This window comes from Vibrio sp. 1249-1 (assembly GCF_033340495.1).
Map to the genome: position 1 here is coordinate 97176 of NZ_JAWOWJ010000008.1, position 13947 is coordinate 111122.

Consider the following 13947-nt stretch of genomic DNA (forward strand, 5'->3'; position numbering starts at 1 on the left):
AATTATGGGATGAACTATGAACCAGTTATCAGAGAGTTACAAGGCGAGATTAATCAATCTACTGCCAAGTTGCGTCGCGTTTTTTAAGTATCTTCTTAAGCGATTAACGCATGACCGTGTGAATGTGAACGCGGGCTATCTTGCCTACATTACCTTGTTATCCATCGTGCCAATGCTGACGGTATTGTTATCAATATTGTCGAAATTTCCCGTTTTTGCGAACGTTGGTGAGGTGCTGCAAGGCTACATTATTGAGAATTTTGTGCCAGCTTCTGGAGAAGCTGTACATACGGCATTACAGGAATTTGTGGCGAATACGGGCAAAATGAGCGCGGTTGGCGGTGGGTTTTTATTCATCGCAGCGGTCATGCTGATTTCCAACATTGATAAGAACTTAAACTACATTTGGCGAGTTAAAGACAAGCGCCGTTTAGTCTTTTCATTCTCTATGTATTGGATGGTACTCACGTTAGGGCCGATCATGGTCGGTGCGAGTATTGCGGCGACGTCGTACGTGACTTCGCTGCAAATTTTAGAGAACGAGACATTATCTGGTGCGTTTAATTTATTTCTGCGTTGGCTACCGTTGTTGCTGTCCTTTTTTGCTTTTCTTGGCTTGTATATTCTAGTGCCGAATAAAAAAGTACACCTCGCTCATGGTGCCATGGGGGCAGCAGTCGCCGCGATACTGTTCGAGTTGAGTAAAAAAGGCTTTGCGCTTTACATCACTCAGTTTCCGTCTTATCAGCTCATCTACGGCGCGTTAGCGGCGATTCCTATCTTATTTGTTTGGGTGTATTTATGCTGGATGATCGTGTTATTGGGGGCGGAAGTTACGGCTGCGCTTGGTGAGCGAGAGCACTGGAGTGAAGATTTAGACATGATACACTCGACCGCTGAATCTCAGTTAACAGATGAAGGAAGCGAGAGTAGTGATAGCGCTAATTCAACGAGTCAGTGAAGCAGCCGTCCGCGTGGATGGTGAAGTCGTAGGAGAAATTGATCGTGGTCTGCTGGTCTTATTGGGCGTAGAGAAGGACGACGATGAAGCTAAAGCAAAGCGTTTAATGGAGCGTGTTACAACCTACCGTGTGTTCGAAGATGACGAAGGCAAGATGAACCTGAACGTTAAACAGGTGGAAGGTAAAGTGCTGGTGGTTTCTCAATTTACGCTGCCTGCGGATACAAAAAAAGGCACGCGAGCTGGCTTTTCTCGCGGTGCGCATCCTGTTGATGCAGAGCGCTTGTATGATTACTTTTCTGACTTGTGTGAAGAAGTCTTACCCACACAGCGTGGCCGCTTCGCTGCCGATATGAAAGTGTCCTTGGTGAATGACGGTCCTGTGACGTTTTGGTTGCAGGTCTAATCTGGTAACACAGGCGCCATAGTCTAAGCTTTAACTCCAAGCTCATGGAATTGGCTTGGAGTAATTTTTCCGACACTGATTAGTGTTGTGCTTTCAAAGGATTGATATGTTCAAACTCATTACTCCCAAAACCGATAATCAGATAAACAAGTATTATCAGTTTCGCTGGCAACTGCTTCGTGAGCCATGGCGTATGCCGATCGGCTCAGAGCGCGATGAATACGACGAAATGAGTCATCACCGCATGATTGTTGATGGTCGAGGTCGTCCTATGGCGATTGGCCGTTTATACATTACGCCGGACAATGATGGCCAGATCCGCTATATGGCGGTTAAAAATAATCGCCGTAGCAAAGGGATGGGTTCGCTGGTTTTGGTTGCACTAGAGTCGTTAGCACGCCAGGAAGGAGCGAAACGCTTGGTGTGTAATGCCCGTGAAGATGCCATCGCCTTTTATGAAAAAAATGGCTTTGAGCGTCGAGGTGAGCTGACCGATGAGCGTGGCCCTGTGCGCCATCAGCAAATGGTGAAGCAACTGGATCCGATGGCCAATGTGTTACGTCGCCCTGAATGGTGTACTGAGCTTCAACAGCGCTGGGAGCAACAAATCCCAATTAGCGACAAAATGGGGATCAAGATTAACCAGTACACGGGTTACCAGTTTGAATGCTGTGCGCAGCTTAATCCTAACCTTAATCCGCATAACACCATGTTCGCTGGGTCAGCTTTTACCTTAGCAACCCTGACAGGGTGGGGGATGACGTGGCTGCTGCTTAAAGAGCGTGGGCTGCACGGTGATATTGTGTTGGCCGACAGCTCGATTCGCTATCGTCAACCAGTCGAACAAAACCCCGTGGCGAGTACTTCGTTGGATGGGATCAGTGGTGACCTAGACCGATTGGAGTCGGGACGCAAAGCACGCATCGTTATTCACGTAGTGATTTATAGTGGTGACACGCCAGCTGTTGATTTTGTCGGTACCTATATGCTGATACCGAACTACTCGCAGTTACTCAGTTGCTGATGGGGTAAGCGCCGACTGATCTGCTGGGCGCTTATCTGTTTCACCTTCTTGCTCTGTCGGTGAGAGGGTTTGTTCTGCTGCGGAATTCGTGTCGGGTACTTCATCTTCTTCGATAACTTCTTCGTAAAGCTCTTCCTCTTGAGTCTCCAAATTGATGTTATCAATTACGATTGGCTGCTCGATGGAAGGTTCATTTTTCTGTGGAGTCTCAATATCAGTAGGCTCGGCCAGTTTTGATGCGTTCACGCACTCATTACGGTGGGTTTCGCCACTTAGTAGATCGCCTTCAATGTTTCCGCACGACTCTTCCAATTGATAAGTAATGCCACTTAGCGGGTTGTTGGCCATATCAAATGTTCCCCAAACCTTACCACTTATGGCTTTTCCTGAGATGGTGACCGGCTTTATGGCAACTTCCCCTCGTTGCGCGCTTAAACGCAGTGGACTTAAGGTAATGGCTTTGAGCGAATGATCCGCTTGGGACTTCAAGCGGGTATCTCGGAGATTGGCTTCCACTTCACCCGATAAGCTGTAGGCCAGCATGTTGCGATCACCTGATAACCCTTGTAGATCGAGGCTGAGATCGGAAAAACCATCAATAGCCAGTGTGTCGGGTAAAAAATAATCGTGGAAGAGCGATAAGGGAATACCATCAGCATTGACGTTGAGCGCCCAAGGTTGGCTCGGGGTACTCAAATCTATTTGTCCGATGCCTTCTACGTAGCCTTGCTCGAGTGGCGCAAAAAGGCGAGTCAATTGCCAAAAGCCATCTTTGCTTTGCATGGCAAGTGCTGCGTGAGACGTGAGTATTTGGTCATAGCTGGCGTTGACAACGCTGACTTCCAATTCGCCTTGCCAAAGGCCCCAACGTTGAGCCGACTGTTTAATATCAAGCTGTTGCCCTTCGATATTTAAACCGGAAAGTTGCCAATAAGGTTCGTGAGATAGCTGGATAATTTGGCTGCGCTCAATGTCGAGTCGTTCGATTGCAACATGCTCTAACTCGCTGGTGGCGGCGTGCCACCAATTTAGGTTGTCTTCTGGCTGTGTTGCCCACTTGAGGCCTTGAATAGAGGCTTCTTTGAGCTTCCATTGTGTTGGCGTGAACAATCCAGAAACTTGCACTCGACCTTGCTGCCAATCTAAGCTGAGCTCGTTGAGCTGGATTACTCCTGGCTCGATAGCGGCACTCAAACGTGGCTCTATTGCGGTTTGCTGCTGGAATCGAACGCTATCCGCCTGCAATGACACTTGAGCTTTTGTCTTCCAGAGAGACAGTGGCAGTGTGGCGTTTTCCACAGAAAGATCCAAGTTCTGCCAGTGCCAGTCGCCCCATTCAATATCGGCGTTAAGCAAATCTAAGCTATTAATATGATTAATGCTAAATGGTAGATCGTGCCAAGGTTTTGCAAGCAGTGATTGGCGCTGCGTATTACTCAGTTTCAGCTTGTTGATGGTCACATTTACTAAAGACCAGCCTTGAGGATACTGCTCCCCTTGCCCAGATATTTGACTGTTACGCCAGTTAAAAGAGGTGCCATAAAGCGTACTGTCTTGCGGTTTGTAGTCTATATCGACTAAGACTTGATTAAAGGCTTCGCCATTCCAATAGAGTTGGTCGGCCGCAAGTTGAACTTCGCCATATGGTATTAATTGACCATTCCATTGTGGTGATTGAATTTGAAGGTCAATGCCATTGGCAGAGTACTGCTCGTCGGCGTAATCAATATTTTTGAGCGCGATTTGATGGAATAAAACGTTGTCTAAAGGTGGGAGCTTTGGTGCGCCATACTGCAAGCTCATACCATCAATCAATAAACTATCAACGATCCATTTACCATCGCGATAAACATCGGGATTCATCCATAAATCGACTTGCTCGATGTAAGACGCATCGTCTCCGCTGGTGTTCACGCGTTGTAAAGTTAGGTGATAGGGAAAGCCATAACGCACGCTTTCGGCCCGGAAGGGAAGAGAAAAGGTGTTTGACAGCAAGCGCCAGGTTGCGTCCGCGTAAGATGTTGTTAGCAGCGCAATCGTAGCGGCCGGAATGGTAACTAAGATAACCAGTAACAGAAGTAGAACTCGACGCGCTGTTTTCATCTTTGCTAGAACCTACGTGTGTTATTAAATAAAACTAGATAGGCTTTAGCTTGTATCAATATTCTGTGGTATTCAATAAAAAGCCCCTCAAAAGAGGGGCTTGAAGCAATTTTTGTAACTTGGCCTACGTAAAGGTGATAAGTTAATGCCAACTTTTCACTGAGTTTACGCGACGTCGCTGTTACTCGATTTAATCAATCTGAGGACCAGCCGCAACCAGAGATTTACCTTCAGCGTTGTCTGTGTACTTATCAAAGTTATTGATAAAGCGCGCTGCTAAATCTTTCGCTTTGCTTTCCCACTGAAGTGGGTCAACGTACGTGTCGCGAGGGTCTAGAATGCTTGGATCCACACCTGGTAGTGACGTTGGTACTTCAAGATTGAAGATAGGAATGTGCTTAGTTGGTGCATCTTCAATCGAACCATCAAGAATTGCATCAATAATTCCGCGTGTATCTTGAATAGAGATACGTTTGCCAGTGCCGTTCCAACCAGTATTCACTAGGTAAGCCTCAGCGCCCGCTGCTTCCATGCGTTTAACCAGTACTTCTGCGTATTTAGTTGGGTGAAGCGTTAGGAACGCCGCGCCGAAACAAGCAGAGAAAGTTGGTGTTGGCTCAGTAATACCGCGCTCTGTTCCCGCTAGTTTGGCGGTAAAGCCTGATAGGAAGTGGTACTTAGTTTGCTCGGGTGTCAATTTAGATACTGGAGGCAGTACGCCAAATGCATCGGCTGATAGGAAGATCACTTTATTCGCGTGACCGCCTTTTGATACTGGCTTAACGATATTATCGATATGGTAGATAGGGTAAGAAACACGTGTGTTTTCTGTTTTCGAACCATCATCAAAGTCGATAGAGCCATCGCCACGTACTGTTACGTTTTCTAGCAGTGCATCACGACGAATTGCGTTGTAGATGTCCGGCTCCGCTTCTTTCGAAAGTTTGATGGTTTTTGCGTAACAACCACCTTCGAAGTTGAAGACACCGTCATCATCCCAGCCGTGCTCATCATCACCAATTAGCGCACGTTTAGGATCAGTCGACAGGGTCGTTTTACCCGTACCAGATAGACCGAAGAATACCGCTACATCGCCATCTTTGCCCATGTTAGCGCTACAGTGCATTGATGCGATGTCTTTTAGTGGAAGGAAGTAGTTCATCATGGCGAACATACCTTTCTTCATTTCACCGCCGTACCAAGTACCACCGATAAGTTGCATGCGCTCAGTTAGGTTAAATACGGTGAAGTTTTCTGAGTTCAGGCCTTGCTCTTCCCATTTTGGATTAGTGCATTTTGCGCCATTCATTACTACGAAGTCTGGTTCAAATGTCGCTAACTCTTCTTCTGTCGGGCGAATAAACATGTTTTTAACGAAGTGCGCTTGCCATGCGACTTCTGTGATAACACGAATGCTCAAACGTGTATCTGGGTTTGCACCACAGTAACCGTCAACAACAAACAAGCGTTTGTTAGAAAGCTGGTTTGTGACCAGTTCTTTTAGCTCGTCCCACACTTCAGGAGTGATTGGCTTGTTATCATTTTTCACTTGATCAGACGTCCACCACATATGTTCTTCTGTCGTAGCGTCTTTGACGATGTATTTATCTTTTGGTGAGCGACCAGTAAAGATGCCAGTGTCAACGGCAACCGCACCTAGTTCAGTAACCACGCCGCGCTCATAACCGGTTAGGTCTTCACGCGTTTCTTCCTCAAACAATATTTCGTAGCTTGGGTTGCGAATAACCTCTTTTACGTTATGCAGTCCGTGCTTGGTTAGATCAAGTGTTGCAGCCTTAGTATGTTCCATAACGGTCATAGGTGCTCCTTATAAGGATTTTGTAGGGATTTTGTAAGAATGTTTTAATTTTAATCTGCTCACCATGCTAGCAACGGGGCGGGGAGAAAACAGGGAGATAGCTCAAAATTTGCCCATGATTTCAATAAGGTTTTAGGTAACCCGTCACATATTGGTGGGAATAGTCTATCGTGCACGCAATCCTTTGCGCTAGGGCAAAATCATTATTAATTGTTTAAAATTAAGCAGTTGTTTTATTACGCTTGAGGCTAGTTATTACGAGGGGTTGATCACAAAAAGGCCAGCATTAAGCTGGCCTTTTGTAGGGTAAATTACGTGCTTGATAAGCTATGTAAATTAATGCAGGGTTTTCTTGTCCGTAGAAGCTTGTGCATACAGTTCAGTGACTTCAGATTCGTCGAACGTATAAGTTGTGCCACAGTAATCACAATGTAAAGAAACTGATCCAACTTCTGCCAAAATGTCATAAATTTCAGCTTTCTCAACGGTGATGATTGCTGCACCGCTACGCTCACGAGAACAGCCACAATGGAACTCGACAGGTTGCGGCTCGTACAGACGTACTTTGTCTTGGTTATATAGTCGATACAATAACTCGTTCGCTTCTAAACCAAACAATTCTTCATCTTTTACTGTATCAGTGAGCTGCTCTAGATGTTCGAAATCATCTGGAGAGCCAGTGCCGTCAGGGATCACTTGAATCAACATACCTGCTGCGTGTGCTTTGCCCTCATGCTCACCAGTGCGGATCCATAGGCGCGTTTTTAACTGCTCTGAGTTTGCAAAGTAGCCTTCTAGCACTTCTGCTAAAGTGTCACCTTCTAGTCCAACGACGCCTTGGTAACGCTCGCCGTTTTTCGGTTCGATGGTGATCACAAGGTAGCCCTTACCCATTAGATCGTGAATATTTGCGTCATCGGCAACATCGCCTTCCCAGCGAGCTACGCCACGAACACGTTGGTTATGGTCACCGTTGATAACGGCAAGAGACACAGGACCGTCGCCTTGTAGCTGGATGGTGATCGAACCTTCGAACTTAAGAGTGGCAGTTAAAAGAGTAGTTGAAACGAGTAGCTCACCCAGCAGTTTCTCTATTGCTGCCGGATATTCCTTGCTGGAGATAACACGTTGGTACGCTTCATCCAATTGTACCAACTCGCCACGTACTGAAAGATCTTCGAATAGGTAGCGGTTTAAAACATTATTTGCCATGGAGTGCTTTCCTCGTTGGTAATTCCGGCTTTTATTGGTGTTTGAACTTAATGATGTCTCGGCGCTGCTTTTTATCTGGGCGGCGTTCCGGACTTGGGTTGTGGGCATTAAGCTTACGTTGAGTCGCGTGTTCCTCACGTTTCGCGATACTCTCATTGGTTTCGCGATATAAGGTTTGTGCGATGGGAGCGCCTCGGCGTTGATCTGAGATTTGTTCGATTATCACGATTTTTTCTTCGTTGCCTTGACGAAGTCTGACTTCAGCGCCCACTTCAACGATTTTACTCGGCTTGCTTCGTTGGCCATTATAGTGGACTTTACCGCCATCGACCATGTTACGCGCGATGGAGCGGGTTTTGTAAAATCTTGCGGCCCATAGCCATTTATCTAGCCTAACGGCTTCATTTAGGGAACTCATAGAACACTACGCTATCTAATCACTGCCCGAATACGGCAATGAGTGATGGATTATTCACCTACAGATGGAGTCAAGGCGTATTTTTTTCAAGGGAGTTGGCAAAAACTGCATAAGAAAAAGGTATGAAAGACAACTTGTGATATAGTTCACTGCTCTTTGTTGAGTAATAATTTTATTGCAAATTTAGCAATTTAAAGTCGATAGCTATCGTTATAGCTTAAATGACGGACGTTAGAATAAAGGAATCCATTCAGTGAAACGTTTAGAGCTAAGTGCAGGATTATCAAGCAGACCGCTACTGGCTCAGATCAAGTCCAATCATTATACCATTCAAGCCAAACTTAGCTTGTTGCTTACCTGTCTGTTTATTGCGATAACCGGATGGATACTTGGCAAAATTGTGTGGTTAGCCATACCTCAATCGTCGGAAGTGCCGCAATGGCGTCCATCGGCGAGTAGCGTTACTGCGAGCAATAAAGGCGACGCGATAGATTTTAATGCCCTTCAGAATGCCAACCTATTCGGTAAATTCACTGAGCAAAAAGCGGCAGTTGTAGAACAGCCTATTGTTAAAGACGCCCCTAAGACGCGCCTTAACCTCACCCTAGTCGGTGCGGTTGCCAGCAGTGATGCCAATACCAGCCTTGCTGTTATTGCTAACCGAGGTAAGCAAGCTACGTACGGTTTGGGTGAAGAAATCGAAGGGACACGTGCGACGCTAAAAGCGGTATTGGTGGATCGCGTCATCATTGATAACCAAGGTCGAGACGAGACCTTAATGATGGAAGGTATAGAATATAAGAAGCTATCTGAATCGCCGCAGGTAGCTAGGGCGCAAGCTCAGCGAGCAGAAGCAGCGACGTCTGACGTTGGAGAGAAATTAGAGCAAATCCGCGAAGAAATTGCGAAAGATCCACAAAGCGTTTTTAAATACATCACCATTTCACCCGTCAAAAAAGACGGAGACATTGTTGGTTATCGAGTATCACCTGGTCGTGATGCCGCATTATTTAATGATGTAGGGCTACAACCTGGTGATATTGCGGTTCAACTGAACGGGATCGATTTAAGTGATCCGTCTTCTTCAGTACAACTGATGCAAGTGATGAGCGATCCGCAAGAATTAAATTTAACTGTTGAGCGAGACGGCCAACAGTACGATATCTATATCCAATTGTAAGACTTAGGCAACCGGCGTAAGTTCAGGGAGACATACGTGAAACATTGGTTCAGCAAAAGTGCTTGGCTACTAGCAGGAAGTTTACTCTGCGTACCAGGTGCAATGGCAAACGAATTTAGTGCGAGCTTTAAAGGCACTGATATTCAAGAATTCATCAACATAGTGGGTCGTAACCTCGAAAAGACCATCATTGTTGATCCTTCAGTACGCGGTAAGATCGATGTCCGCAGCTATGACGTACTTAACGAAGAGCAATATTACAGCTTTTTCCTTAATGTCCTTGAAGTATACGGTTACGCAGTCGTAGAGATGGACAATGGGGTACTTAAGGTTATCAAAGCAAAAGACTCAAAAACCTCAGCAATCCCTGTGTTAGGTGATGGTAGCGCGCAAGGCGATAGTGTTATCACTCGAGTTGTCGCGGTGCGTAATGTGTCGGTCCGTGAGTTGTCTCCTCTACTTCGTCAGCTGATTGATAACGCCGGTGCCGGTAACGTGGTTCATTATGATCCAGCGAATATTATCTTGATTACTGGTCGTGCGGCAGTAGTGAATCGCTTAGCAGAGATCATCAAGCGTGTTGACCAAGCCGGCGATAAAGAAATTGAATTGGTGGAGCTGCGTAATGCATCTGCTGCTGAAATGGTACGCATTGTCGAAGCACTGAATAAAAGTGCGAATCAGAAAAGCACGCCAGAGTTCCTTGAACCTAAAATTGTGGCCGATGAACGTACTAACGCGATTTTAATTTCTGGTGATCCAAAAGTAAGAGCCCGCTTGAAACGTTTGATTCGTCAACTTGATGTTGAAATGGCGACAAAAGGTAACAACCGAGTTGTGTACCTGAAAAATGCGAAAGCTGAAGACTTGGTGGATGTATTGAAAGGTGTTTCCGATAACCTGCAAGCTGAAAAGCAAGCCGGTCAGAAAACATCAGGTGCATCGCGTGGTGAGGTCGTCATTGCTGCTCACGCTGCAACTAACTCGTTAGTTTTAACAGCGCCACCAGATATTATGATGGCATTACAAGACGTCATTTCTCAACTCGATATTCGTCGTGCTCAGGTTCTTATTGAAGCGTTAATTGTCGAAATGTCTGAAGGTGATGGTATTAACCTAGGTGTTCAGTGGGGTTCATTAGAAACGGGTGCTGTAATTCAGTACGGTAACTCAGGAGCCCCGATTGGTCAGGTGATGGTTGGTCTAGAAGAAGCAAAAGATCAAACCCGCACTGAATACTATACCAACTCTAATGGCGAACGAACGCCATATGATGTTACTGAATCAGGTGACTACTCTACGCTAGCGTCAGCGCTTAGCGGAGTAAATGGTGCGGCAATGAGTATTGTCATGGGTGACTGGACAGCGCTAATTAGTGCTGTTGCTTCTGACTCCAACTCAAACATTCTATCTTCTCCGAGTATTACCGTAATGGATAATGGCGAAGCATCATTTATTGTGGGTGAAGAGGTTCCGGTTATTACGGGCTCTACGGCTGGCTCAAACAACGACAACCCATTCCAAACGGTTGACCGTAAAGAAGTCGGTATCAAACTCAAAGTAGTGCCACAAATTAACGAAGGTGACTCTGTACAGTTAAACATTGAACAAGAAGTTTCCAACGTATTAGGCGCAAACGGTGCGGTTGACGTTCGCTTTGCTAAACGACAGTTAAACACCTCTGTCATGATCCAAGATGGTCAGATGTTGGTTCTTGGTGGTTTGGTCGATGAACGCGCACTTGAAAGTGAGTCTAAAGTGCCGCTATTGGGTGACATTCCGGTACTTGGCCATCTGTTCAAGTCAACTAGCACGCAAACAGAAAAACGTAACTTGATGGTGTTCATCAAGCCGACGATTATTCGCGATGGTGTGACGGCCGACGGTATTACGCAGCGTAAATACAACTTTATTCGCGCAGAACAGCTTTACAAAGCGGATCAAGGTTTGAAGTTGATGGCTGACGAGAAGATCCCGGTTATGCCAGCCTTTGGCCAGGAGCGTCAGCACCCAACAGAGATCCAAGCGTTTATTGATCAAATGGAAAACAACTAATGGTTGATATGTTAGACACAGCGCCAAGTATGCGTCGTCTGCCATTCAGTTTTGCCAATCGCTTTAAACTGGTGCTGGAGACAGAGCATCCTGAGCGTCCACCTATTCTTTACTATGTCGAGCCGCTTAACCCTGCGGCTCTGGTTGAAGTCCGTCGTGTATTAAAGAAAAGCTTCGTACCACAACCTATCGATAAAGAAGCCTTTGATAAAAAGCTGACCGAAGCATATCAACGCGACTCGTCTGAAGCGCGTCAGTTGATGGAAGATATTGGTGCTGATAGCGATGATTTCTTCTCTTTGGCTGAAGAACTGCCGCACGATGAAGACTTATTAGAATCGGAAGACGATGCGCCAATCATCAAATTGATCAACGCCATGTTGGGCGAAGCGATCAAAGAAGGTGCGTCGGATATTCATATTGAGACGTTCGAGAAAACCCTTTCGATTCGTTTCCGTGTCGATGGCGTATTGCGTGAAGTTCTGACCCCAAGTCGTAAGCTAGCGCCTTTGCTAGTTTCTCGTGTGAAGGTTATGGCTAAACTAGATATCGCAGAAAAGCGTGTGCCTCAGGATGGCCGTATTTCGTTGCGTATCGGTGGTCGTGCGGTGGACGTGCGTGTATCTACGATGCCGTCCTCACATGGTGAGCGCGTGGTAATGCGTTTGTTGGATAAAAACGCGACTCGTCTTGATTTACATAGTTTGGGCATGACACCTTCAGTGCATGACAACTTCCGTCACTTGATTGGCCGCCCTCACGGTATCATCTTGGTGACGGGCCCGACAGGTTCTGGTAAATCAACCACCTTGTACGCTGGCTTGCAAGAGATCAATAGCAACGAACGCAACATTTTAACGGTTGAAGACCCGATCGAATTTGATATTGATGGCATCGGTCAAACTCAGGTGAACCCAAAGGTCGACATGACTTTTGCGCGTGGCTTGCGTGCCATTCTGCGTCAGGACCCGGATGTGGTGATGGTCGGTGAGATCCGTGACTTAGAAACCGCACAAATTGCAGTGCAAGCGTCCTTAACGGGTCACTTGGTAATGTCTACTCTCCACACCAACACCGCAGTGGGTGCGATTACGCGTCTACGTGATATGGGTATTGAGCCATTCCTTATTTCTTCTTCGTTATTAGGGGTGCTAGCGCAGCGCTTAGTTCGAACGCTTTGTCCAAGCTGTAAAGAGCCGTATGAAGCCGATGCGGAACAGAAAAAACTGTTTGGTATGGAAGCGCATGAACCGTTAGAACTGCACCGAGCAAAAGGCTGTGAAGCGTGTAACCAAAAAGGCTACCGAGGTCGAACAGGTATCCACGAGCTCATTATGGTTGATGAGCAAGTGCAAGAGTTGATTCATCGAGAGTCTGGTGAACAAGAAATTGAGAGAGCCGTTCGCGCCCATACGCCAAGTATTCGCAGTGATGGTTTAAGCAAAGTGCGTCGTGGCATTACGTCACTTGAAGAAGTGATGCGAGTGACGAAGGAAACCTAATGGCGGCATTTGAGTACAAAGCGCTAGATGCAAAAGGCAAGCATAAAAAAGGCACGATAGAAGGGGACAACGCCCGACAAGTGCGCCAGCGACTCAAAGAGCAAGGGATGATCCCGATTGAAGTGGTTGAGACGAAAGCTAAATCGGCTAAGTCTTCAGGTTCAGTCAGCTTTAAGCGCGGCGTCTCAACATCTGAGCTGGCACTCATCACACGGCAATTGTCTACGCTAGTCCAATCAGGTATGCCTTTGGAAGAGTGTTTGCGTGCGGTCTCTGAGCAGGCTGAAAAGCCGAGGATTCGTTCTATGTTGGCTGCGGTTCGCTCGAAAGTAACAGAGGGTTATCCGCTTGCCGACAGTTTTGCCGATTACCCACATGTGTTTGATGAACTGTACCGCTCCATGGTTGCGGCGGGCGAAAAATCAGGTCACCTCGATACCGTATTAGAGCGTTTGGCAGACTACGTCGAAAACCGCCAAAAGATGCGATCTAAATTGCTTCAAGCCATGATTTATCCTGTAGTTTTGGTGGTATTCGCGGTTGTCATCGTTTCGTTCTTATTGGCGACAGTTGTTCCTAAAATCATTGAACCCATCATTCAGATGGGCCAAGAGTTACCTCAATCGACGCAATTTTTACTGGCAGCCAGTGAGTTTGTGCAAGATTGGGGGCTGATTATTTTCGTTGTGCTGGTGGCGCTTTTCTATGGCCTCAAACTGGCGTTGCAAAAGCCAGACTTTCGCTTAGCTTGGGACAGAAAAATCTTGAGCTTACCGCTAATAGGTAAGATCTCTCGAGGTTTGAATACCGCACGATTCGCACGAACGCTTTCGATCTGTACTTCCAGTGCGATTCCAATTCTAGAGGGTATGCGCGTTGCGGTAGATGTTATGTCTAACCGTTATGTGAAGCAGCAAGTCTTGCTTGCAGCGGATAACGTTCGAGAGGGGGCTAGTCTGCGTAAGGCGTTGGATCAAACTCGCTTGTTTCCACCAATGATGCTACACATGATCGCCAGTGGTGAGCAAAGTGGTGAATTAGAGAGCATGTTGACGCGGGCTGCCGATAACCAAGATCAAAACTTTGAATCAACAGTCAATATTGCTCTGGGTGTGTTTACTCCTGCGCTGATTGCATTAATGGCTGGATTAGTGTTGTTCATTGTGATGGCGACCTTGATGCCAATGCTAGAAATGAATAACTTGATGAGTGGATAATTTCGAATTAAGACGTGTCTACTAACGGCATGGCTTTAATCTAACTTTCG

At 46.4% G+C, this 13947-nt stretch carries 11 protein-coding genes; 7 read left to right on the top strand and 4 right to left on the bottom strand.

Annotated features, from left to right (window positions below; genetic code table 11):
• Positions 1-16 precede the first annotated feature (16 nt).
• From R7Z50_RS15765 to R7Z50_RS15775, 3 genes are all read left to right on the top strand, one after another.
• Positions 17-961, top strand: a complete 945-nt coding sequence (locus R7Z50_RS15765) for a virulence factor BrkB family protein (protein ID WP_005379281.1) — start codon at positions 17-19, stop codon at positions 959-961.
• Positions 933-1367 carry a D-aminoacyl-tRNA deacylase gene (gene dtd / locus R7Z50_RS15770; protein WP_005379282.1) on the top strand — a complete coding sequence of 145 codons (435 nt, stop codon included), beginning with the start codon at positions 933-935 and terminating at the stop codon, positions 1365-1367. Before R7Z50_RS15765 ends, dtd begins: the two co-directional genes overlap by 29 nt.
• 106 nt (positions 1368-1473) lie before the next feature.
• The gene (locus R7Z50_RS15775) at positions 1474-2391 is read left to right on the top strand and encodes a bifunctional GNAT family N-acetyltransferase/hotdog fold thioesterase (protein WP_005379283.1); all 918 of its coding nucleotides are present in this window, start codon (positions 1474-1476) and stop codon (positions 2389-2391) included.
• Here the strand turns inward: R7Z50_RS15775 and R7Z50_RS15780 are convergent.
• From R7Z50_RS15780 to hslR, 4 genes are all read right to left on the bottom strand, one after another.
• A complete protein-coding gene (locus tag R7Z50_RS15780) occupies positions 2377-4494 on the bottom strand; it encodes an AsmA family protein (RefSeq protein WP_132936675.1) in 2118 nt (705 codons plus the stop codon). The genes R7Z50_RS15775 and R7Z50_RS15780 overlap by 15 nt on opposite strands.
• A gap of 190 nt (positions 4495-4684) precedes the next feature.
• Entirely contained in the window at positions 4685-6313 is a 1629-nt protein-coding gene (pckA, locus tag R7Z50_RS15785; RefSeq protein WP_318149147.1) for a phosphoenolpyruvate carboxykinase (ATP), read from the bottom strand.
• 336 nt (positions 6314-6649) lie between these two features.
• Positions 6650-7525: an Hsp33 family molecular chaperone HslO gene (gene hslO / locus R7Z50_RS15790; protein ID WP_005379290.1), complete on the bottom strand. Its 876-nt coding sequence runs from the start codon at positions 7523-7525 to the stop codon at positions 6650-6652.
• 31 nt (positions 7526-7556) lie between these two features.
• Entirely contained in the window at positions 7557-7943 is a 387-nt protein-coding gene (gene hslR / locus R7Z50_RS15795; RefSeq protein WP_005379292.1) for a ribosome-associated heat shock protein Hsp15, read from the bottom strand.
• Between the two features lie 253 nt (positions 7944-8196).
• On the opposite strand from hslR, the gene gspC reads away from it, so the two are divergent.
• The 4 genes from gspC to gspF are packed head-to-tail and all read left to right on the top strand — an operon-like array spanning position 8197 to position 13897.
• Complete coding sequence (gene gspC, locus R7Z50_RS15800; protein ID WP_203346744.1) at positions 8197-9123, top strand: type II secretion system protein GspC; 927 nt, start codon at positions 8197-8199, stop codon at positions 9121-9123.
• A 36-nt stretch (positions 9124-9159) separates the two neighbouring features.
• Positions 9160-11178, top strand: a complete 2019-nt coding sequence (gene gspD, locus R7Z50_RS15805) for a type II secretion system secretin GspD (protein WP_005379295.1) — start codon at positions 9160-9162, stop codon at positions 11176-11178.
• Positions 11178-12680 (top strand): type II secretion system ATPase GspE, encoded by a 1503-nt coding sequence (gene gspE / locus R7Z50_RS15810; RefSeq protein WP_005379296.1) that lies wholly within the window; start codon positions 11178-11180, stop codon positions 12678-12680. The genes gspD and gspE overlap by 1 nt, the downstream gene beginning before the upstream one ends.
• A complete protein-coding gene (gene gspF, locus R7Z50_RS15815) occupies positions 12680-13897 on the top strand; it encodes a type II secretion system inner membrane protein GspF (RefSeq protein WP_005379297.1) in 1218 nt (405 codons plus the stop codon). The genes gspE and gspF overlap by 1 nt, the downstream gene beginning before the upstream one ends.
• The last annotated feature ends 50 nt before the right edge of the window (positions 13898-13947 follow it).